18 protein-coding genes are annotated in these 22,641 nt (G+C 55.4%); 2 read left to right on the forward strand and 16 right to left on the reverse strand.

Annotated elements, in window-relative coordinates; genetic code table 11:
- Nucleotides 1–115: 115 nt before the first annotated feature.
- The 5 genes from K239x_RS05345 to xseB form a co-directional block, all read right to left on the reverse strand.
- Nucleotides 116–1,000 (reverse strand): hypothetical protein, encoded by an 885-nt coding sequence (locus tag K239x_RS05345; protein WP_419190051.1) that lies wholly within the window; start codon nt 998–1,000, stop codon nt 116–118.
- A gap of 215 nt (nt 1,001–1,215) precedes the next feature.
- The gene (locus tag K239x_RS05350; protein WP_145416685.1) at nt 1,216–2,133 is read right to left on the reverse strand and encodes an NAD(+)/NADH kinase; all 918 of its coding nucleotides are present in this window, start codon (nt 2,131–2,133) and stop codon (nt 1,216–1,218) included.
- Nucleotides 2,134–2,248: 115 nt separating this feature from the next.
- Nucleotides 2,249–4,150: a 1-deoxy-D-xylulose-5-phosphate synthase gene (gene dxs, locus K239x_RS05355; protein WP_419189701.1), complete on the reverse strand. Its 1,902-nt coding sequence runs from the start codon at nt 4,148–4,150 to the stop codon at nt 2,249–2,251.
- A 123-nt stretch (nt 4,151–4,273) separates the two neighbouring features.
- Entirely contained in the window at nt 4,274–5,227 is a 954-nt protein-coding gene (locus K239x_RS05360) for a polyprenyl synthetase family protein (RefSeq protein WP_419189702.1), read from the reverse strand.
- Nucleotides 5,228–5,308: 81 nt separating this feature from the next.
- On the reverse strand, nt 5,309–5,749 hold the full coding sequence (gene xseB, locus K239x_RS05365; RefSeq protein ID WP_145416687.1) for an exodeoxyribonuclease VII small subunit: 441 nt from the start codon (nt 5,747–5,749) through the stop codon (nt 5,309–5,311).
- Nucleotides 5,750–5,999: 250 nt separating this feature from the next.
- On the opposite strand from xseB, the gene K239x_RS05370 reads away from it, so the two are divergent.
- Complete coding sequence (locus K239x_RS05370) at nt 6,000–7,679, forward strand: hypothetical protein (protein ID WP_145416689.1); 1,680 nt, start codon at nt 6,000–6,002, stop codon at nt 7,677–7,679.
- Between the two features lie 474 nt (nt 7,680–8,153).
- Here the strand turns inward: K239x_RS05370 and K239x_RS05375 are convergent, their stop codons facing one another.
- The 10 genes from K239x_RS05375 to rpe all read right to left on the reverse strand — a co-directional run bounded on the left by K239x_RS05375 (nt 8,154) and on the right by rpe (nt 19,965).
- Complete coding sequence (locus K239x_RS05375; protein ID WP_145416691.1) at nt 8,154–8,942, reverse strand: CPBP family glutamic-type intramembrane protease; 789 nt, start codon at nt 8,940–8,942, stop codon at nt 8,154–8,156.
- A gap of 51 nt (nt 8,943–8,993) precedes the next feature.
- Entirely contained in the window at nt 8,994–10,736 is a 1,743-nt protein-coding gene (locus tag K239x_RS28295; RefSeq protein ID WP_419189703.1) for a hypothetical protein, read from the reverse strand.
- Between the two features lie 84 nt (nt 10,737–10,820).
- The gene (locus K239x_RS05390) at nt 10,821–11,396 is read right to left on the reverse strand and encodes a hypothetical protein (protein ID WP_145416693.1); all 576 of its coding nucleotides are present in this window, start codon (nt 11,394–11,396) and stop codon (nt 10,821–10,823) included.
- A 245-nt stretch (nt 11,397–11,641) separates the two neighbouring features.
- Nucleotides 11,642–12,565, reverse strand: coding sequence for a DUF4339 domain-containing protein (locus K239x_RS05395; RefSeq protein ID WP_145416695.1), 924 nt, complete (start codon nt 12,563–12,565; stop codon nt 11,642–11,644).
- A 124-nt stretch (nt 12,566–12,689) separates the two neighbouring features.
- Nucleotides 12,690–14,768, reverse strand: coding sequence for a hypothetical protein (locus tag K239x_RS05400; protein ID WP_145416696.1), 2,079 nt, complete (start codon nt 14,766–14,768; stop codon nt 12,690–12,692).
- 10 nt (nt 14,769–14,778) lie between these two features.
- Complete coding sequence (locus K239x_RS05405; protein ID WP_419189704.1) at nt 14,779–15,432, reverse strand: RNA polymerase sigma factor; 654 nt, start codon at nt 15,430–15,432, stop codon at nt 14,779–14,781.
- A gap of 56 nt (nt 15,433–15,488) precedes the next feature.
- Nucleotides 15,489–16,763 (reverse strand): DUF1501 domain-containing protein, encoded by a 1,275-nt coding sequence (locus K239x_RS05410; RefSeq protein WP_419189705.1) that lies wholly within the window; start codon nt 16,761–16,763, stop codon nt 15,489–15,491.
- 73 nt (nt 16,764–16,836) lie between these two features.
- Nucleotides 16,837–18,501 (reverse strand): DUF1549 domain-containing protein, encoded by a 1,665-nt coding sequence (locus K239x_RS05415; protein WP_145416698.1) that lies wholly within the window; start codon nt 18,499–18,501, stop codon nt 16,837–16,839.
- A 175-nt stretch (nt 18,502–18,676) separates the two neighbouring features.
- The gene (locus tag K239x_RS05420) at nt 18,677–19,258 is read right to left on the reverse strand and encodes a histidine phosphatase family protein (protein ID WP_145416700.1); all 582 of its coding nucleotides are present in this window, start codon (nt 19,256–19,258) and stop codon (nt 18,677–18,679) included.
- Nucleotides 19,255–19,965: a ribulose-phosphate 3-epimerase gene (gene rpe / locus K239x_RS05425; RefSeq protein WP_145416702.1), complete on the reverse strand. Its 711-nt coding sequence runs from the start codon at nt 19,963–19,965 to the stop codon at nt 19,255–19,257. Before rpe ends, K239x_RS05420 begins: the two co-directional genes overlap by 4 nt.
- A gap of 683 nt (nt 19,966–20,648) precedes the next feature.
- Between rpe and K239x_RS05430 the strand changes: the two genes are divergently transcribed.
- A complete protein-coding gene (locus tag K239x_RS05430; RefSeq protein ID WP_145416703.1) occupies nt 20,649–21,554 on the forward strand; it encodes a hypothetical protein in 906 nt (301 codons plus the stop codon).
- A 90-nt stretch (nt 21,555–21,644) separates the two neighbouring features.
- Here K239x_RS05430 and K239x_RS05435 read toward each other — a convergent pair whose 3' ends face one another.
- Nucleotides 21,645–22,628, reverse strand: a complete 984-nt coding sequence (locus K239x_RS05435) for an NAD-dependent epimerase/dehydratase family protein (RefSeq protein WP_145416705.1) — start codon at nt 22,626–22,628, stop codon at nt 21,645–21,647.
- Nucleotides 22,629–22,641: the final 13 nt, after the last annotated feature.

Genomic DNA, 22,641 nt, shown 5'->3' on the forward strand with positions numbered 1-22,641 from the left:
TGTTTGCCAAAGTTTGCCCAGTCGCCGGCGCCTTCGTCTGCCGAGTGATCATCCGGCAACCTGCCCGGTGCCGGACCACATGGCAGGTCAGATTTCGGCGTCGTTTGCCGCTGGTTTACTTGTCCAGCTTGGCAGTTCGTTGGATGCCGTCGATCAACTTTTCGGTCATCCGAGCTCGATACTCCATCAAGCTGGTTGCTCCCTGAAAACCCACCACGGTTTCGTCCCAGTCCAGTTGTTTGCTGAGCATGTGGCCGTTGTCCATGTCAAAGCGGATCTCGCCATTGCTCAGTTGTTGAACGACCTGTGCTTTAACGGATTCGTCGTCAATTGGTGTCAGCGGCTCGCTACGAATCGATAGCGTGGCGACGCCGGTTTTGACTTTTTCTAAAGTGTAGAGTTCGCGGATTTTGATCGGTTTGATCAGCCCGTCTTCGGTGCGAGTTTTGATTTCGCGAGGGACCGCCCAGGAGTGACCGATGGTGATGGCCTTTTCGGGAAGCGCCAACGTGAGCGAGCCCATGCCGAGGGAGGCTTTGGTGCCGCCATGGTTTTCACGGGTCGTTTCTTGCCCGCGGGCGTTGACGGTCAGAGTGGATAGTTTCTTTCCGATTTGCTCGGCGACGCGTTCAAAGATAGCCGGGGCTTCTTCGCCAGAATCGCTATTCCAGCGTTTTTCTTCTTTGTCGTCTTGTTGCTGCGTCATGTCGACGCTGTCGATGACATGGTCGAATGTCATTTCGCCGTCAGCTACTTTGCTGACATCCCAGTGTCGACGGCTGACGGTGTGGACGTTTGTGATTTCTTCGCTGCCGTTGATCCGAGTCTTTGTCTTGGCAACGTGCGTGACTTCGTAGTGAAGCTGCTGAGACGGCTGCAGCTTGTATCGCAACAGGTAGGTCGGCTGATTAGTCGTTGGCTGGCTAACTGCTGATTGTTTGGCGTCGTCCGCGAGGACTGGCGGCGATAACAGGAACATCAACAGAGCTGGCAGAATCATTCGGCACACGATCACGGTCTCCCTACACAGACTTGAAATGGGCTTGGGAGCGTGAAACTCGCAGATTCGCCAATCGAGGGCAAGAGAAATCTGGCCGGCACCAGTTCGGCAACGATTTTCGATGAAATAGCCGTCGCCGCCGAGATCACTTGGCGATGGAAATACCTTGCAGGCAGTTCGCGTGCTTGCGTTGAGTGGCGGTTAGAAACGCGGCTTTACACGTGGTTCTTTGCGGCGACGCTGCCGCCCCAACCGAGTTTGTCGCGCAATGTCCGGTAGTCGTTTTGACCAGGGACGGACAGCATGCGGAAACTGCTGGGAGCTCGCTGCACTTTGATCCGGTCGCCTGCTTGAAGGCTATCAATGATGCGGCCATCAGCAACGACGCTGGTCGATTCCTGTGGATGCATGACTTCCAGTTCCAATCGCGTTTCGCCCGAATCGACCAAGGGACGGTAAGTCAGCGTATGGGGGCTGATTGGCGAAATCACCATCGCGTCCAAATTTCGCCGCAAGATCGGGCCACCGGCGGACAAGTTGTGTGCTGTCGAACCTACTGGAGTTGCGATGATCAATCCATCACAGCGATACCGCGTTGCCAAATGTCCATCGGCGTACAGATCGATGTCCAAGATGGTGTAAGGCGGACCGCCCAAGATGGCAATTTCGTTGAGCGCTAACTGTTTGCGAATTTCTTTTCCGCTGCGGATCAGTCTCGCGTCCAGCATGAGGTGGTCGATCACATCGAATCCGCCGCAACAGACATCGGGCCACGTGTTGATGAAATCGTCCGGCGATAACGCGGCAAGAAAACCCAAGTTCCCGCAGTTCACGCCCAACACGGGCGTCTGTTTTTCACCCATCTGCCGTGCTGCTTGCAAGATCGACCCATCGCCACCGAGCACGATGACCAGATCTTGATCGGTCGATTCGAAGTCGTGAGCGAAATCCAGGTCTTCGACAACAATGTCGGCGGTCGCTGCAATCACTGGTCGCAATCGCTCTAGTTCGCTGCGAACTCGATCGCGATTTGGTGCTCCCAGAATCGCCACGCGAGGCACTTCGCGTTCACCAAGAATCCACCGCGAAGTGCGTCCGCGGGATGGGCTTGGCGGGTCGTTGGATTGGCTCATCAGTCGGCTTTGCAATTTCGATCGAGCGGTCGGAAACAGTCGAGCCTCAGTCTAGTGCAATTGCCCGTCGACGCGTTGATCGACGATCGGTAAATCATCCGAGAACGAGAAAGGATTAGACGACTGCCACACCTGCTGCATCGCGACAGGTCTGCGCGATTGCTTCGGGAGAAAGCCCATGTTCGTGCAATAAGTGGTTGCGATCGCCGTGATTGATGAATTCATCCGGCAGTGCCAGCGTGGTGATCACGCGAGTGTCCAGACGCTGTTCGTTGGCACATTCCAGGAAAGCCGATCCGAAGCCGCCCATCTTTGCACCTTCTTCGACGGTCACGACAAAGCGGCCGTTTGGGACCGTTCGGGCAACCATTTCTTCGTCGATCGGTTTTACAAAGCGAGCGTTGACGACACCAACCTCCAACCCATCGGCGGCTAACAAATCAGCCGCCGCCAAGGCTTGGTCCAACATCGCGCCAAACGCCACGATCGTGCCGTCGGCGCCGTCACGGATTGTTTCGCTCTTGCCGATTTCGACCGGGGCAGGAATCCGGTCAAGCTGCAAGGCGGATGCTTTTGGGTAGCGGATGCCTGACGGATGATCGTGTGCCAGAGCGGCAGAGAGCATTGGTGCCAATTCGCCCGCGTAGCCGGGGGCCATCATCACGATGTTAGGAAACAATCGCATGTAGCCGATATCGAAAAGACCATGGTGCGTTGGCCCATCTGGTCCAGTTAGTCCGGCCCGATCGAGCATGAACACAACCGGTAAATCTTGAAGGGCGACTTCTTGAAAAATCTGGTCGTAGCTTCGCTGCAAAAACGTGCTGTAGATATCAACGATCGGACGCAGGCCGGTTTTGCATTGGCCCGCTGCAAAGGCGACAGCATGTGATTCGCAAATGCCAACATCAAAGAAACGATCCGGGAACTGTTCGCGAACTGGTTCCAGTTTGGTGCCTTGGCACATGGCCGCCGTGATGACTGTCACTCGTTTGTCATCAGTCATTTGATCGCGAATGGCATCGCGAGCGTGGACGGTAAATGGCGGAAGCCCATCGCTGCTTTGGGTGATGGGGTCGCCATCGTTGTCTTTAAAAGCTGGCGGCGTGTGAAAGTAAACGGGATCCGCGGCAGCCGGTTTGTAACCGTGCCCTTTCTCCGTCACGACGTGCAGCAATACAGGTCCCTTCATGTCGCGAACCATCGCCAGATACTTTCGCATCAAAGCGATGTCGTGCCCATCGATCGGGCCGATGTAGTGGATGTTGAGTTCTTCAAAAAGCATGCCGCCCAACAGGCCTGCTTTGACGCCTTCTTTCATCTGCGCCAAGAGTCGTTCGGCCGGGTCACCAAACATTGGGACTTTGTCCAACAGACGGACGACTTCGTGTTTCAGTCCGGTGTAAAACGGGTTGCTGCGAAGACGGTCCAGGTAATTTGCAACGCTGCCGACGCGCGGACAGATCGACATTTTGTTGTCGTTTAAAATGATCGTTAGATCGTCTTCTAGTTCACCGGCATTGTTCATCGCTTCAAACACGATGCCGCTGGGGAAAGCACCATCACCAATCACGGCGACGGTCCGGCGATCCGCGTTGCCACCGACGACATCACCACTGCGCAATCCAACCGCGGTACTGACGCTGCATCCCGCGTGGCCGGTCATGAACAGGTCGTACTCGCTTTCGGCGGGATTGGGGTAACCCATCAGGCCGCCGGCTGTGCGAATCGTTTCGAATTGGTGGTAACGACCGGTGACCAATTTATGAGGGTAGATTTGGTGTCCGGTATCCCAAATCAAACGGTCCGTGCGAAAATCAAATTCGCAGTGCAGCGCCAAACACAATTCGACTACGCCCAAGTTGGATGCGAAGTGAGCGGTGCGGGTCGCTAGCAGATTGCACAGGACGTCGCGGATTTCGGCTGCCGTCGATTCGAGCTGTTCCAGCGAAAAATCCCGGAGCGGCAAGGCATCGTCAAGGCTTGCCAGCAGTGGGTGTTGTGGTGCTTTAGTCAAAACTCGGTCCAGTGGTTCATCGCGGATAATGGAAGCGGGCGCGGGGCTTTTGCCGCCTCTCGCAGTCTAATCAGTGGGGCTGTGTTCGCGGAAGCTCGGTTAAAAACAGGCTCTCGGCGCGATTCAGTGCGTTCGCTGGAGCACGAAGTTTGCCAGGGTGTTTAACCGCCAAGCGGCGTCCCCGAATAACTTGACGTGTGATTGCGCCGATTCGATCAATTCGCGGGCTTTTTCCCTCGCCGCTTCGATCCCTAGCAAACCCGGATACGTCAGTTTTCCCCGTTCAGCGTCTTTGCCAGCCCGTTTTCCCAGGCGGCTCTCGTCGGCCTCGTAATCCAACAAATCGTCAACTACCTGGAATGCTAGCCCCAAGTCATTGGCGTAGTCCACGACCGCATTTCGGGCCTGTTCTGACGCCCCTGAAAGAACGGCTCCCAGTTCCAAGGATGCTGCAAACAACGCACCTGTCTTGCGACGGTGAATCGATTCGAGTTGTTGAAGACTACGGTCGTCGCCCTCAATCGGTTCGCCGTTGCGGGAATGGTCACGTGATTCGGCTGCCAAATCGTCTGCCTGGCCGCCGACCAACCGTTCGGCTCCGGCTGCTTTTGCCAACACTCGAACCGCTTCGATCGCTCGGACGGGATCAGAGACATTTTCGCTCAAGTGCAAAAACGCTTGTGGCTGGAGCGCGTCGCCCGCCAAGATCGCCGTGGATTCGTCAAAGGCGATGTGTACCGTCGGTCGACCACGACGCAAGTCATCGTCATCCATCGCGGGCAGGTCGTCGTGGATCAGCGAATAAGCGTGAATCATTTCCACGGCAACGGCACCCGGCATCGCGTCATCAATGGATCCGCCACAGGCTTCGGCGGCCATCAATACCAAGGCCGGACGCAGGCGTTTGCCGGGAGCAAGCAACGCGTAGCGGATCGCCGAACCGAGTTCGTCTGGGCATCCCGAGTCGAACTGGGTTGCATCGCGCAGCGCCTGTTCGATCCCCTGACGCAGATCATCCATCGCCGCTTTGGCGTCGGCGGGAGAGTTCGATGTGTCCGCGGAAGAAGGGTCGGTCACGGCTTTAGTCATGTCCAAGGGGAATGCAAAAACAAGGTCACGGAAACCAACGGCTCCGCTGAAAATTTGGTTCTTTAGAGCTTAAAAAAGGCCCGGTGAATCGTCCACGGTGGAATCATCGTCTGCGCTGTCACCGGAACTCTCGGGTGGTTCAGCTTTTGCGGGGCGTTTGCGTTTCTTAGTCGGGGCATCGCTAGGGCGTCTTGCAGACCGCGACTTTCGTTTCGCTTCGACCGGGGCACTGCCAGAAGCTGCGTCGTCGTCCTCAAAAGGCTCCGTTATAGGGTTGCCATCCGCATCAAAACCGGAGAGCAACGAAATGCGGCGTTCGGCTTTCTGTAACAGACCATGGCATTGCTTTAGCCGTTTGATGCCGGTTTCGTAGAACGCCAGCGACTGTGTCAGTCCGGCGTCGCCGCTTTCCAATTCGTCGACGATCTCTTCGACTTCGGCCAACGCTTCCTCAAACTCGATATCAGATTCAGGGGCCTCCGAGGAAGCGGTTCGTTTTTTCTTTGCCATATTGGTCGTTGGTCGCTTTGGGATCCGATGGTTGCGTTGGCCTTAGACCTGCAGCGATGCGTGCAAGAAATCTTAAGGTTGCCGAGCTAGTTTCTTTTGACAACCGCGTGTCAGCAACCTAGGGAATAGTAGTGGCGTTTTCTACCGGCGTCACTGCACCACACTGTACGAATTTGCAGCCCTCGTCGGTTCGCCTGTAGCGAATCGGCTGATTGTAACGTCACTAGTCAACATAAAGCCAAGCCCCCCCATGGCACGCAAGAACCGCAAACGCAAGCGTAAATCACGCAATCCGCAAGGCCGCGCTGCTGAGTCAGTGGGTGTGAAAGACAAGTCGAATGCGGACAAGAACGCTCTCGATTTAGCCCGTTTGGCAACCTCAGCAACGGCAGTGGTAGACGAGCCAACAAGGGAAGCCGTAGACGCCGTCCCATTCGTGCCAGCAACGATCGATCAAATAAGTGCCGATCAAGGCGACGAGCCCAATCAGAGTGCAGCAACCCTCGACGAGTCAGGGGCAAGTTCTCAATCAGCCGAGCGAAACCGTCTTCGGGACTCACAGAAGAAAACGAATGACACCGAGCCAGAAGCTGCATCGGATGAACTTTCCGAGCAGCTGTGTGAATCCATCAACGAACAGCTTGACGCCATGGTCAAAGCGGTCGATGAAGCGGTTGCTGAGCAGGCACGAGCCGAGCAAATGCAGCCCGAGGCACCTGAACTGATCAACGACGATCTTGTACTGGAATTGCCAGCTCCGGGTGAAGGACATGGCATCGCGTCGAATGACACTCTGGAGTCGACCGCTGACGAGGTTGAGCTTGGTCGGTGCGTAGATCAGCAAGTGGCGGCTGACGAGGAGGTTCGCGCTGAAGAAGCAGTTGTGGAAGAAGTAGCGTTCGAGCACGTAGCGTTCGAGGAAGCGGCTGCGAAAGAAAGCGTCGCGGAAGAACTTGCAGTCGACGAGCTTGCTCAAAGTTTGCTCGCTCAGGCCGAGGCAGATGTGGTGCGGGTAGCGGCTGATTCATCGCAGCCGATTGGTGACATCATTGCCGCGAATACAGCTGTTTTACAGCAAGTTGTCCAGCACATCGAACTCATGCATCAAACCAGAAGTGTGGAGGCCCCAGTTGATCAAGATCAGCTTCGAGCCAACGCGGATCTGATGGAGGAGTTGCAGCGAACAAGTGAGCAAGTGGAAAACTTGTACCAGCAAGTTGCCGACGCTGATCAAAAACAAATCGATCTTCAGCAGCAACTGGATGATGCTTGGTCCCGAAACGATCAGTTGGCCGAAGAGCTTAGTCAGGCGAAAGCCAATCGAGGCAGCGAGCAAGTGACTTCTGGTCCGGACCCCACGAACGCCGGCGTGATGACCTGGGAGCAACGCAAAGAACAGATGCTCCAGCAGATGGAAGACGATTCGTTTGACGCCGAATCGTTTGTTGAAAGCCTTCAGAGCGAACCGGATAGCGAATTCGTTGACAACGATGAAGAGCTCAGTCCAGTGGAATACGTTTCGCGACTGAACGACGAACTACAACGGATGCGAGATGAATTGACGACACGCGATCAAGAAGTGCAGGAGCTGCATGCACAGCTGACCCTGGCGAAGAACTCCACGCAGTCAGGAATTGAGCAAGGCACAGTAGCGATCGAAGACTTGGTTGATGTGGATGCTCTGATTCGCGACGAACGCGAGCAGTTGCAACAGCAGCAACGTGAATGGGAAGAACGTTTCCGCGAAACCGAAATCGCCGCTTCGCTTGAACGCGCAAGACTTTCGCGTGAACGTCGCGAGCTGGCTCGTCAAAACACCGAGCTGGAAGAGCAACTGATTCATCATCGCCGAGAAACCGAAGCCGATCTGAAGTCAGGCGGCAAAGGCAAGCGACGCTGGTTGGCGATGCTCGGTTTAGCAGAAGATTGATCGACGTCGCGACCGCTGGTACCGATGCAGTGACCCGGATCCCAGCATGCTGAAAAACACGCCAACACGGCGCATAAAAAAGGCCAAGCGTTTGCTTGACCAGGGCACGCCATGAACCATGTCATGGCGAATCAATGCAGGACCAGACCGTTATTTCTTACGGTGGCGAATCTTTGCTCGCATGCGTCGCTTTTTCCGTCCTACCTTGCGTCGTCCCTTGCCTGTTCGTTTGGTACCCACCTAGTGTGCTCTCCAGTCGGTTGATCGGATGCGTCGTGGCGTCCGAAAGCTAAAATGCGAAATGTAATGTTGTGCGTTTGGGTCGCGAAATCTACCGACAATGGCGATCGCCGCGAACCCGCTACCTTACCAAAACCATCGTTTCGAGCAAGACGAAATGGTGGTGCAGAGCGACTTGTCGGCGACTTGGGCGGTTTTTGACCGTAATTTCCGGATAAACAGGGCCGCCATTGCCTACCACAGATGCCAGTTTTCGGTCTGGCAGACGTAAACACCCAGGATCAGGTTGGTGATCGAATGGGCAAGCACGCAGTTCCAGAACTTGCCGGTTTTGACCATCATGACAGTTACTAGGGAAAACCAGATCGCCGCCGCGACCGCTTCGTTCGGGTGTGCAGCGACGCCATAGACAGTGCCTGCCATCAGGCCACTCGAGCCGATTTTTGTCAGCGGCATCGATTGCCAATCCTGGGAATCGACTGCTCGCATCAGAAACCCGCGAAGAAACAGCTCTTCGGCGATCGGCACCGCGACGACCAGCAAGGCGAATCGCACAAACAAAAAACCGCCCAGCATTTCCGGTTCTCGATAAAGCAAAAAGGGGTTGGCGGCGTCGCGCTGCCCCAATGCGTCGCCGGCCAAACCGACCCAGGAAAGCACCGTGGTCTCGATCTGTAGGTGGCAAACGCTGATCCAAATCGCTGCGCCGATCACACCTGTAATGACGCCCCAGTAGTCTGGCCAGTGAGTCGGGCTGGACTCGAATGCAGGCTCTAATTCACGCCCGGCTCTGAGCGGGAACGACTGAATGTAGATCGGTGAAAACGCTGCGATAATCGCTCCCATCCCAGCGACTCGAGCAGCCACCAGCGCCAAGTAACGCATCGCGTTTATCCCGGGCTCCGATTCCCTGCCAGAGATCTGGTAGGGAAAGAAATTTTCAAACACCGATCCAATCAAAAAGAAAGCTGCCAGTGGAGCCACCAGCGCGATCGTCAGTCGATGCTGGATCCAAAAGGGCATGTGATCAGACGACTGTCCAAACGGGGGCACGTGTTCTAACTAGCAGTTGACTTAGCCAGCCGTCGGATTGGCTTCTCGGTCGTACACCGCATGAACCGTCTCGAACGTCTCGGCTTTAATTTGGAACTCTGGTTCTGAGTCGGTGTAACGATTGCAGTGGTCGACCAACACGCGGTACAAGAAACGAAACAGGTGACGGGGCACTCGCAACGTTCGAAACGCTGAGATTAGCCGCTTGTACTCCAAGTCATCTGCAAACAAGTGTTTCGGTTCCGGCGAAGCTCCGTCGGCGGCACATGCCATCATCCGAGCACGCGTCAAATCGTAGAGCGACTCGCCCGTCCACTGAAAAGCTGGGATCACATTCTGTTTGTCCAAGCGAGCTCGTTCGTGAAATTCGCGAGACTCGCGTTCCATGTCGCGATGCAATTCTTGCGGCAGCATCATCTTGAAACCCAGTCCCGGGTGTTTTAGCAGTTTGTTGTCCAACAACGGCCACACAAATCGCCGCATCAGTTCCGGTTTTCCGCCAGTCAAATGGGGTTCGTCAACACGGTCCATCAAGACAACCGTTCCGGTGTAGCCCATCTGCTCCAAGATGGCTTGGAACTTGTTCAACAATTCGTAGCGATCATCCGTGCGATCGAAACGCGGAAGTGGCTGAGATGCCAACTCTTTGGCCGGGATCCCCATCAAGACCCGACGAATCGAGCCGACTTCGCGTTTGCCGACTCGCATGTGCTTTTTGATGCCCAACGCGATCAAATGGCATTTCACCCAGCGAATCAAATACGGCAAGCAGCCGAGCAAGATGACCAGTGGAGCAAGCCAAAGCCATTTCCAAGCGGGGCGAGTTTGAAAAACGGAATTGAACCAGTCAAAGAAGCCAGCGGATTCTCCCGCGGCAGCGACGTCGCCTGCTGGTTCATCTGTTTTTTCAGCGACAAGCGTGTGGCCCGTTTTCAATGGGAACGCATCTGTCGAACTGAAGGGGGCGACCTGTGAATCTGTGGCAAGCACGCTCGTCGCGGAGGGATAAACGCTGGCAAAATGCTCCTGCGCCCTCACCACGTTTGCTTCGGCTGCATCACCCGAATCGGAATCGGCCGCGGGACGCAGAAATAGCAACGCAAAAAACAGAATGACCAGGATCGACCAGACCCAAGCAAGAATACAGCTCCACTTGGCGCGCCAGTTTCCGTAGCGAAGTTTCTTTCGCAGCGAATTCCATCGTGTGACAAATGCGGAGTCAGTTGATTGATCGTAGCAGGACGCCAGCAGCAGCATGTCGCGGGCCGCTGTACGGTCGAGCTTCTTCAGCTTGGCGGGATCGATCGAACTTTTTGAGTCCGGTTTGCCAGCGTCCACCACGTCATCGACAAAGTTCGTAACGCCCAAGCACAGCAGGGAATCCATGTGATCCCAGAGCTTCCATGCGTCCAGCACTTTCTCTGGTTTACGCGTCGTGCGGCGACTCATGCGTTCACAGAAGTGATCCAAGAACGGATTGAAATCATCGTACCGAATGATAAAAACTTGCTCGGCTGGATTGTCTTTGTTGTACTTTTGCAAGTGCTGGTCGATCTGCAAACGCATCGCGGTTTTGCCCGAACCTTTGGGGCCAAACACGATTGCCGTCGATGGATCTTTCGGGTCGCCGTAGACTTTGTCCCAAACCGGATGGTACGCGCTGCTAATGCAGTATTCCTTGAACACCTGGTCCGTTTGCGCGTCTTCTTCGGCAAACGGATTGCGGACGATTCCGTGGTGTTCCAGAAAGCTTTGAATATTCATCAGCAGGTGTCGTATCGTGGAGGTTTATCGCAGTGGGACGCAGTCAGAGAACATTGCCAATGGTATGGCAGCGATTCTTGATGCTTATTTTTCGATGCTCTTGATCATTTTTACAAAAGCCTTGCGGTTCTTTGTGATCACTTCTTGGGGGCCGATCATTTTGACAAAAAAGGTTCGGCCTTGTTTGTGCGCGATGATTGCTCCGGCCATCGCATAGTTTTCTCGCTTGACGGTTTTGCCGGGCGCGAATGGACCGCCTCGCATGCTTTCGGCGTAGGTGCCATTGACGTCCACTAAGTGCACTTTCCAATCACCAAGTTCCATCGCTTCGGTTTTTTGGTCTTCTTCTTTGCCGCCGGCGAACTGTCCCTTCCAACGCGTAATGTTGGCCTCAACCCCGCCGCTGGCTCCCATCATCGTGACCCGTGCCGTCTTGGCATCGTCGCCTTCGCCAGCTTTGGCTACGAATTCGTGCTGGATGATCGATGACTTGGGTTTGGTGCGTTGAAAGTCGGCTGGTACTGAAAGCGTGCCTTCACCAAAAACATTGATGGTTTCGGTTTTCTTTGCAGTGGCTTCCTCAGCCAGCGATCCCAGTGGGCAGGACAAGACGAAAAGGGACGCTACGAGTGATGTGATCAAGTGCGAACGGTGAAACATATTTCAGTCCAATGGGTTGTGGTACAGGGCTCAAGCAGCGAGAGCGTGACGGTGTCAAAGTCGACGTCGACTTAGCGCTCCGACTGAACAGTAATCTAGCGTAAGGGAGGCCAATTGCGGAACCATCGGTCGGGCTGTCAGACCCGCGATGCCCGTGCGAGACGGCAAATCTGGGCGAAAGTCGCGGACGAAATTTCCTTGCGAAATTCCTGGTCGACGTTTTTTTGAAGGACACTCGCGGCGGCTTAGCGTATCACCAAATAGATAATCGCAACCACAAGCACCAAGGCAACCAATCCCAGCCAGATAATCGATTGCGTCCGTTTGCTAGTACGATCGCGGCGCACCGAACCCACGTCATCGCGTCCCTTCAATTTGGGGGATTCAGTGGTGAGCGTTGTATACGGGACGCCATTAGCGAAATCGGAATCCTCGTAGCCGAATTTGCTGCTTTCAACTGACGCGGATTGGTTCGCCGATGCATCGCTTTGACTCGATTCGACCACGTGGGCCGTTTCATTGGCCGGGTTAACTGTGCCCGGATTCGCTTGGCCATTGCTCGGCTGCTGTGCTGAAACTGCCACGGGCAAGGTCTTGGCGGTAGCCGATCCGTTTGCGTCCGACGTGGTTCCCTTTGCGGCGACATCGGGAAACTGGGCTGCCAGTTCTGGCAATGCTTCGGAGGCCTCTCGCCATTGCGGCCATCCGTCACGCCACAGCAACGCAGTCGATGCAACGCGTCCTTCGCTGATCCATTGTCGCAAAACTTCCGCGTCGGCGGGCCCGTACTGTCCGCCGGTAGGAGGTCGAACGTACCAAGTTGCTTCGGGGTCACCGGTCAGTAGATCAAGCGACGATACGCCGGGCGATGCAACAATTGGGGCTACGGTACCAGACGCCGTTATACCGGCCGCCGATGTAACGGGCATTTTTGTCGCGACGGCTGCCGCATGCGTGCCGCCGCGATGCACTGCACCGTCGGCAACCTGTGCCGTCGCCGTTGTTGCGGGCGAAGCATGGGATGATTCGATGGGGCATGATTGCGCCGCATCCTGAAGCGGAATGCGAAAGCGAGTCGCGCAGTTCGGGCAGATTCCACGCCGTCCGGCGAGTTCCTGTTTGATATTCAGATGCTTGCCACAGCGATGGCATGCAAAACGAACGCCCATTGATGGAGTCCTGAATAGAAGAGGCTGAGCGAATAGTGGTCGACAAGTCAGGTGCCGGATCCTTCCACGCACCACATTATTATAGTCGATTCGCGTCGACCTGCCTGTTGTCTCAGCCCGATTCCTAGGGACGGATTAGCCACCAGACACGGTGAAGCGCCAAGTTGTCGTCGGCCTGCCCTTCATGCAGTACATCGGCAGCTTGCAAGATGGCGTCAGGCAACTGGGATTGGCCCGCTAGATAGCCCAGGTGTTGAACTCGATTTTGGTAGGAATCAATCGATGAAAGCCACTGGACCGGCAATTGACTGGCTTTGCTGGGAAAGTCAACGTCGTCCAATGAATGCGACATCGAATTGTCGCGAGCTGCATCCGCTTTCCGCGATCCTGCATCGCTCGCGATCGATGTTCCGATATTTGCCAACAGCTCACTGCCGTCCAGGTCTTTCACCGAAGCACCGACAGATTTAAGAGCAACCGCCAACCGCCGTGACAGCGGCAAATCGCGATTCAGCGGCTGGGCGGCGGCGAACGCATCGACCGCATGCATCGAATTGCGAATGGATTGATCGGACGCCATCAATTGGTTTTTTGGTAGTAAAGCATCAGGCACCGCTCGATGAGTTGGCGGCGACGCAATGATGAGAGCAAGTGTTCGAGCAGCGTCAAAGTCCGACGCGATCAAATCCGATGCCAGCTGGTTTTGCACGTCATCCAATAGTTTGTGATGAGGCGCCGCAATCGTATCGATCACATGGCTTTGCAACGGTCGGCCGTGGACCAGCTGCCAAATCGAATCCACAACTCCTCTGGCAAGCTCCGGCGAACGCTTCAGGTTTGTCGCCCAGGCAGCCACGTCATCGGCCGGACGCTGGGATACCCAAGCAGGATCGACGGCGGCTTGGACAAACCGTTGTCGACCGTCTGGCAATTCGTAAAACGAAGGCTGGCTGGAAAATTGGTCTCGCGAAACCACCGACCAGGCTCCGTCACGAGTTCGTTGAACGCCCTGCGTCAGGAAACTGGAAAATGCCCAGAACGAGTTTTGCCGCCCGTTGCCTTCAATCAAAGCGTCATGGCATTTTGTGCAACGAAGATCGACGCCCATCGTCACCGACGCCAAGCGGAGTACCATCGCGTCATGTCCACGCGAAGACGCCGCCGAGTAAAACGATGACGCTTGTGGGCTATTGCCGCTGATCCAGGCGACTAGTTCTTGGTCCAAAGGTTGTTCGGATCGGAATGCCTTGGCTGCCTGATCGACAAGCGAACGGAGTTGGTCATTCTTGAGTTTACCCAGGCCACCCCCTGTGATTTGGTCGAGCCATCGCTGGGCGACTTTCTGTGAAGCCGAATGCGAAACAAGCTCGGCTTGCAGTTTTCGTGGATCGCCAACCGCAGCGGATGAAAGCTGGATGCCCAACGTTTCCGCCAAACGACGCGTTACCACGTCGGCACTAGCTTCCTCGGTCGGAGTTACGCCAGCAGCTTTCCAGTAACCTTGCCATTTCTGGTTAAGCGTCGCGGCAACCTGTTGAATCGGTTCAATCCGATGGGATGGATTCGGGTTCGGTGACTGTCCTTGCAAATCATCCACCAACGTTCGATTTGGCGATGGATTGTCGCTGGATACGATCATCGGGACGCCGCGTGCAACCGAATTGTCGCGTCTGTCGTCACCGCCTTTGTCCGGTGCGGATTCTGAATCCGCACGCAGTGGTGCATCATGATCGGCCAGTTGGGGCGAACGATTTGTGTCCGTGTTTTCAGAGGTTCGATCTTGGGATGCGATGTCGTTATCGACTTTGGCCATCGATTCATTATCAACCCGACTGGTGCCTTCGGCGATCGGATTTGGCTGGGCCGGCCCAGCCAAAAACACAATCAACGCAAGCGAAGCGGCGATCGCTCCGAGCGCGGCGGCAAAGACAAAATAACTTCGCTTGCCGGAGCGGCCGCGGGCTGGTGATGGGCTGGCTGCGATTCGAATGCTGGAATCACCGGCTGACGGCTCACTGGCAGACGAATCGCTGGCAGAAGGGGCGTGATTTAGTTGCGACAAGATGGTCGCTGTCAAATCAGGTGGGCTGTTGTTTTGCAGCACTTCACCGATCAACGCGTCGATCGCTTGCTCTTGCAAGGCAGCTAAGTCGCCGGACGCGCCTTGAGGAGCATCGTCAGGATGAGGTGAGGCGTCGTTCATCGTTTTTGATTCATGTTTCGGTTTCGGTTTTCAATTGTTCATCAACGCAGGTGCGAAGCTGCTGCTTTGCTCGCTGCATCAAATTTCTCGCGCCGTGGTCCGTGATGTTCAGTGCCTTGCCAATGTCGACCCGGCTGGCTTGCTGTGCGAATCTCATTTGTAAAGCCAGTTGAGCCCGCTCGGTCAACTTTGACAAACAAAGTCGCAGAGCTTCGACAGCTGCGTCGCCGGTTAGGTCTTTCCCGGCCCAACGACACCACTCTTCGTCCAGCACGGCGGGCTCCGCCACCGTCTGCATTCGTCCATGTTTGCGGTGATCGGACACCAGCAGGTTGTAGGCCGTTCGTCGCAAATAGGCGGACGTCGCCGCACTACTGTGTTGAACGAAATTTTCGCGCCGGAGTACTCGCAAAAACGTCTCCTGCGTCAAATCGTCCGCTGTGGAATCATCGCAGCCCAACATGCGCAGATATCGCCAGACACCGCGTTGATGCTGCTGGATCAACTCGCCCGGCGCGAGCTGATCGAATTGCGCAGGTTGGTCACTCTGCACAGGTTGATCGCGGTACTGGGGCACGGTGTCGCGAGTCGTCGATGATTTATTCGCAGACGAAGACGGGTCGGAATGTTCGTCGGCGAAGTGCGTTGGATTTGGCTCGGGCAACAGTCCCTCCGTAATTGACGCTTGTCCGGTAGAGGATGTGTCCGGGGAAAATGACGCTACGAAACAAGTTCGCTGATCAACTTACCACCACCCGCGATCTTCATGGGGCGACCGTTTTTGCTGGTAAAGGTGGTTTCCGTCGAAATGCCCAGGCCTTTGCAAACCGTTGTCATCAGGTCTTCGCTGCTAAATGGTTCTGATTCGACCGCGGTTCCGTCACGTCCGGTATCACCTACAGCGATGCCGCCTTTGATTCCACCGCCGCCGACCACACATGACCAACTACGTGCCCAGTGATCGCGTCCTGCGTTTGCATTGATGCGTGGTGTTCGACCGAATTCGCCCATCCACATCACGACCGTATCGTCGATCAGTTCGCGTTGAGCCAAGTCTTCGACCAAGGCACTCATCGCTTTGTCCAGCTCCGGCAGTTTGGTGTTTTTCAGAGTTGCGTGAACATTTTGGTGCAAGTCCCAGCCGCCCAGATCCACTTCGATAAATGGCACGCCCGCTTCGACCAACCGTCGCGCGAGCAAACAGCCTTGTCCAAAACCCGTTGTTCCGTAGCGTTCTTTCACGGCCTGAGGTTCTTCGTCGACTTTGAACGCTTTCATCTGATCGCTAGTCATCAACGCGAGCGTCTTGTCCAGCACTTTGGCGTGCTCGCTGGCCGGGGTGTCACGCGTTTTGGCTGCGAACCCTGATTCGATCGTTTGAAGCGCCGCCATGCGTTGCAGCAAACGACGGTCATCCAGTCGCATGTCCAGATTGCGAATACGGCCGTTGCTGGTCACCGAAAACGGAGCCCAAGCCATGCCCAGAAAACCCGGTCCGGCGCTGGCGCCACCGATCGAGACGAATGGTGGGATTTCCAACTCAGGCCGCTGGCTCATCAGTTCGTGCGAAAGCACGCTGCCGTAGCTGGGGTGTTCGATGTTGGGGTTGGGGACGTAACCGGTGTGCATGTAGTACCGGCCGCGATTGTGATCTGCTTCGCGAGTCGACATGCTCCGCACGATCGACAAGTGTTTCATCTGCTGAGCGACCTGAGGCAGGTGTTCGCAGATTTGCATGTCGCCGGTCGTCGAGATTGGATTGAACTCGCCGCCGGTGGGCGCTCCAGGTTTGAGGTCCCAGAGGTCGATCGTTGGCGGACCGCCACCCATCCATAGCAGGATGGCGCTCTTACGGTTTTTGCGAAGTGTTTCGGCGTGCGCTTGAATCGAACCGCCCATCAATGCCGATGCACCGACGACCGCCGACGAACCAGCGAGGTGATTCATGAAGTGCCGGCGAGACATGCCTGCGGGTGTTTGCCAAGTTGAAATCATAGAGAGAATACCTTTGCGGCGGTGACTAGAGTTTTGGTGTTCATGCGACACGGTCGGATGTGATTGTGGCAGGCTAGTGCTGCATGATGAATTCGTTGCTGTTGATGATGGCCCACCAGAGGTCTTGCATCATTTCTTTTTCATTTCCTTTGCGAGCCATCAACAATTGTCGGGCGATACCGATTTCTTTGGTCGTTGGTCTGCGGGCAAGCCCCGACATAAACAGGTCAGTGACTCGGTCCGTGGGAGACTTGCCACCTTTGTAAATTCGGTCAATAAAGCCGCCAGTCTTGGTGTCGGTAGCGTTTTTGGTCAGTTCACCATTGAACAACATCAATGCTTGCGGGATGGATCCATTGAACGTAGTCGCCTCGTCGCCTTCGTCCGTGCCAAAGGCAACGACAAACTGCTGAAGCCAACGTCGGCGCTGTTGTTCTTGCTCTTCATAACTGCCAGCTGCCGTCGCTTTGGTTGCGGTGACAAGTGATTGATAGAGTTGTTCGGCGCTCATCTGACGCAAGTAGAATCGCGAGAATTTTGGCATCTCGCCAATCGATGGATCGTCGATCTTGTTGTTGCCACCCAGGACCGGAGCCAAGTTGTACGGCTTGCTCAACGTGATCCAAGTGATCAGTTGTTTCAGGTCGTAACTGGACTGGCGAAACTCTTTGCCCAGTGCATCCAGCAGTTCTGGATGCGACGATGGATTGTGGGGGCCCAAATCATCGATCGGTTTGGTGAAACCATGGCCCATGAACAGGGACCACATTCGGTTGACGATCATCTTGTCCAGATACTCGCTCTCCAGCATGAGCCGGCCCAATTCTTCGCGGCGATTCACATCGCTGACAAAGCCACTGACTTTGATCGCCGTGCCGTCGGTGAAAACCGGATACGCAACTTTGGTCAATCCGTTTCGTAGTTCATAAAAAACCACTGCGTCTTCGGGTTCGTTGGATTCACCCTTGAAGTCCTCGTTGACTAATTCAGCAGATGCGATGTCACGCGTTCCATCGACGAACTTGCGAAGCGCTCGGGTCTGACGAAAGAACGAATTGAACTCCCAGAACTTTTGCTGTTTCCACTGGTTGAACGGGTGGTTGTGGCACTGGGTGCATTGGACTTGCTGGCCCAAGAAAATCCGCGACGTGCTGCTGGCTGCCAGGACCGCTTTTTCATCGTTGACCTTGTTGATCAGAAAATTCACGGCACCGTTGAAGTCCGGCGTGCCGGGTTTGCTTCCTCCGGTCGCGCTGACCAATTCAAACGCCATCGTGTTGTAGGGTTTGTTGCGTGCAAACGAATCACGCAGATACTTTTGCATGCCGTCCCGACTGGTCAGGTCACGCCGGTCGTTGCCGCCCGAGCGACCGATCAACAAATTGGTCCAAACCGTGGCCCAGTGATTGGCATATTCTTCGGTGTACTGGTCGTCATGCAGCAGCTTGTCGATCAGCTTGGAGCGTTTGTCGACGCCACGCGTCGATGCGAATTGGTCCAATTCGGTGGCGGTGGGGATTCGACCGATGATGTCTAAATGGACGCGTCGGCACCAAGTCAAATCGTCGACTTCTTTGGCCGGGCGGATTTCGTAATCAGCCCAGCCCTGCTCGATGGCCTGATTGATCTTTTCGACCTGAGCTGGCAAAGCGGGACCCGCTGCGGTTGCCACCGAATGAGCCGGAAATGCCGCCAAGCAAAGCAAGAGGGAGGCCAATGAGAGCACTGATCGCGTCATGTCGGGCGGTGTCCTAGAGAGATGAATCGTCTAAAGCAAGAACGGCGGCAGGTACGAAATGTACCCGTCTGCATTCTATTCCAACGATTTTAGCCGCTCAAAGAGCAGTTCGATCCTCTGAAACACCGCATCGGAGGGGATTTACGCCCTCTGGTCCGCGTCATTCCGATTCTGCCTATTGCTGGCGATCGATCAGATTCCAGCTTCCGTCATCCAGCTCCGAAGCCCACAAGTCGTGGAGTTCTTTGCCGCTGATCAGACTGTCCAGCACCGCTGCCATGGGGTCGGCAGCGACAATAGCGATTACACGGTCGCGGTGACGGCGAAGGCATTTCTTCAACGATTTCGTCACACGCTCGCGTGCTTCGTGGATCGGTTCGCCTTCGGGTGGGCAGACGTCTTCGGGCGAATCGATGCCTTGGCGATAGATCCGCGGGTGGTTGCGGCGAACTTCATCAATCAGTTTGCCGTGCCACAATCCGTGATCCACATTGCGAAACGCATCGACGACTTTGACACGAGTTTCGCGTCCTTTTGCCAGCCGCTGGGCTGATTGTCGGGCCGATTCATCGGGGGCACAGTAGACAACGTCGATATGGACATCGGCCAGTTCGCGAGCCATCCGGTCAACTTGTTGTTCGCCATGCACGCTGAGCGGCATGTCCAACGACCCTTTAATGCGCTGTTGATCGTCAAACTCAGTTGACCCGGGACGAATGATCAAAACGTGGGCGAGGGAAGGTGATTTCAAAATCATGATCCGCTGACCTCCCCGGCTTTTCCAGCCGCCGAAATTGCTTGATCCAGAGATCCAATCGCTGCGGCGTAGTCCTGTTTGCCAAAAATGGCAGAACCCACCACAAACAAATCGCAGCCGGCCGCCGCAGCTTGACCGATGGTTTGTTCATTGATTCCGCCGTCGATTTCGAGCAGCAGATCTGGGTGAGACGCACGAAGGGTACGAAGTCGTTCCAGCGCGATGGGGTTGAACGATTGACCGCCAAAGCCGGCTTCCACGCTCATCACCAGCGCCATGTCGACGGCATCAAGGCAGCCGTCGAGCTTTTCCATGGGGGTGCCAGGGTTCAAGGCCACGCCCACGGCAACTCCTAAGTCGCGGATCTGCTGGGCAACCGATTGAGCGTCTTCAACCGCTTCGACATGAAACGTCAGCAGATCAGCGCCGGCATCTACCATCGGTTTGGCGTACTTCAGCGGATCGCTAATCATCAGGTGCACGTCCAACGGCATGTCGGTGTGCTTTCGCAGACCTTCAATGATCGGCATGCCATAGGTGAGGTTGGGAACAAAGTGCCCGTCCATCACATCCAGGTGCAACACTCGCGTTCCGGCTGCCTCGAGACGCTGGACTTCGGTTTTCAAATCACCAAAGTCGCACATCAATAAACTAGGCAGGACCGCTGGCGCGGCGTCGCGAATCGTTTGTAGCTTGTCTTTCGACATGCAAGTGGTCTCACTGAGTCAACAAATGTTGGTCAAACGAATCAAATCCGTTCGCCAACAGTCAAATCGGTTCTTTCCGCCCAAGATGCTACTTAGTCGGGCAAGTAGCGTGTGTAGGGAGAGCCAAGCTTGTCAATCGAGCCGAAATAGCTATCCACCCGATGGGGCGGGTCGCTGCGAAGGAGTGATTCCTGCGATTCCCGTGTTCTGCGTAGGAGTGATTACCACAATGTGGAGATAACCGCCGTTAAAAAATTGTTGAATCTTTTGATCCAGGCTTTGTTTGGCCCTGAGTCGTCGCCTGACACGTGTGGCAACTCCGATCGCCCACCTCGGCCGGTGAAACCAGCCGACGTTGGCGATCCCAAAAAATCGATGAAGCGTTGGTGTTGTCATCACCCGCTGGGAGCCCACCTGTGGAAGACGGCACTGCCAAAACACTTCCCAAACACTGCCAACAACTGTGTTCATTTTGTCGGCGCGCTATCACGACGACGACGCTGCTAGCAATCGCGTTTTAACCGTTTGCACCGACACGCATGCGCCAACGGCGTGCATCGAGCGGGACGTCGTACCAATCAAGTAGAAAGCCGACGATGACAAATCGTTTGGCACGCTGCATGCGTTGACTGTCTGACCAGATTCTCAATCAAGTTGGACAACCAAGCCATGGATCGGCAACGATGAAACAGTTGTTTTTAATCAGTATCGCCGTGTCGATTTGCTTTTCGCTGATGGTGCCGGCGTTGCACGCCGGGAAACTCAGCAGTGTGCGCGATGCAACACGAAAACCTCGTCCATCCAAACACAAGTCGTCTTCGCGTGATCACGATGATGATCAAGACGACGACGATGACGATCACCGCCACTCTGGCAAGCGTCGGGGCTCGACTCGCTCACGCCATCGCGCGTCAAACTCCAATCAGTTCGGAATCTCGTTCTACTCAGCGGATGACTGTCGTTCGACTTGCCAGCCATTGCGAGTGCAATGCCCCAGTGCACAGTCCAATCAGAATCTAGATGGCTGTTACACCGCTGACAGCTATGTGGTGGACGAAATCATTTCGGCTCCGCAACCGGCACCTGCTCCGATCCGTCAGCAGCTTGATGCATGGAGCCACCGAGTCACGCTCTTCGGTGGCACGGATTTTGATGATCTCGAACAGGCACAATTCGCTTGGTTGGCTCAGCAGCCCGGCGGTTTAGGGTTAGATCTGAGTGCGATGATGTTTCGTGAAGAAGATGGCCACTTTCGTGATTCGCTTTGGATCGGAGACGCCAACTTGATGGTCGAACCGGTCACCGGAGCACTGCGAACACGCTTTGGACTGGGAATGAATTGGTTGGGCGATCGCGAAGGTTTCGAAGCAGGCGTGAACTTCACCGCTGGATTCGACTTGCACCTTGATCCACTGGTCGTCAGTGGCGAGGTTGATCTGGGAACACTGGGGACGGCTGACTATTCGCATTGCCAACTGACGCTTGGTTGCCAAGTCGAATCCGTCGAGTGGTTTGCCGGCTACAACCGCTACGAAATTGGCGGCACGACGCTGGACGGCATGATCTATGGAGTCCGGCTGCGATTCTAAGGGCGATATTTCCTGCCCGGGCCTCGCTCTCTGCCCGGGCGATTCTCTCTGCCTGGGCGTTACGTCTGAGCATTTCGCTCGGCAGCTGATTTAGAGGTGCATCGATTTTATCCATTCAACCGAAGCGTCCAAACTCTCGTCGGCAGGACGAATTTGGTAACCCAGTTCGTGGATCGCGCGGGAGCTGTCGTACCAGTGATACTGACTACTGATTTTCACGTTAGCGCTGTTCATGTCGACTTCGTGGCCGGTCAATTTGCTCCAGCAATCACCCGCGACGGCTCCGATCAGCCGTTGCAGCGGTCCTGCTCTCATGAAGGATTTTTGCGTGCCGATTCTCTCGCTCATTTCGTCCCAGAGTTTGCGGTACATCCAATTGTGACCCGCCAAAATGTATTGCCGCCCGTCATCACGACCCTTTTCAATCGCGGAGATCACTCCCGCTGCCACATCCCGCGAATCACAAACGCTGCAGCCACCCGAAGGCGCAATCGGAGTCCAGTTGCGAGCCAGTTCCAAAATCATTCGCCCGCTGCTGGGTTTCCAATCCCAAGGGCCGAGCATGAAGCCTGGGTGAACAATGCTTGCACGTAGACCTTGAGAAACACCCTTCAAGACTTCCGCGACGCCGGCTCGTTTGCTGACAATGTACGAACAAGGAACTTGTCCGCCGGCGTGATCGAGGGAGGTTTCTTCATCGGCAATTGCTTCGCGAGATCCAACCGCCAGCGTATTGACGGTGCCAACAGCGACCAGTTTGCGGTCGTGTTTCAAGCAAGCATCCACGATCGCTTTGGTGCCATCGCGATTGACTCGCATCGATTCGTCACGTTTTTTCCAGCCCAAGTGAATCAGGGCCGCTGAATGAATGACGGCATCGCAGCGACCGATCGCATCGTCAATCAGCTGCGTGTCGGAGAGGTCTCCGACTACAAATTCGGGCTGAAGTTCACAAAACGGCTGGGTGTCTTTGCCGTTGCGTAACAGTGCGACCGATTCATGGCCGTCGGCGGCAAGCTGACGCAGGATGGTGTTTCCCAGTAGTCCTGTGCCCCCTGTAACGAAAACTTTCATGTCGCTTTTAATG

This window comes from Stieleria marina (assembly GCA_007741555.1).
Lineage (GTDB): Bacteria > Planctomycetota > Planctomycetia > Pirellulales > Pirellulaceae > K23-9.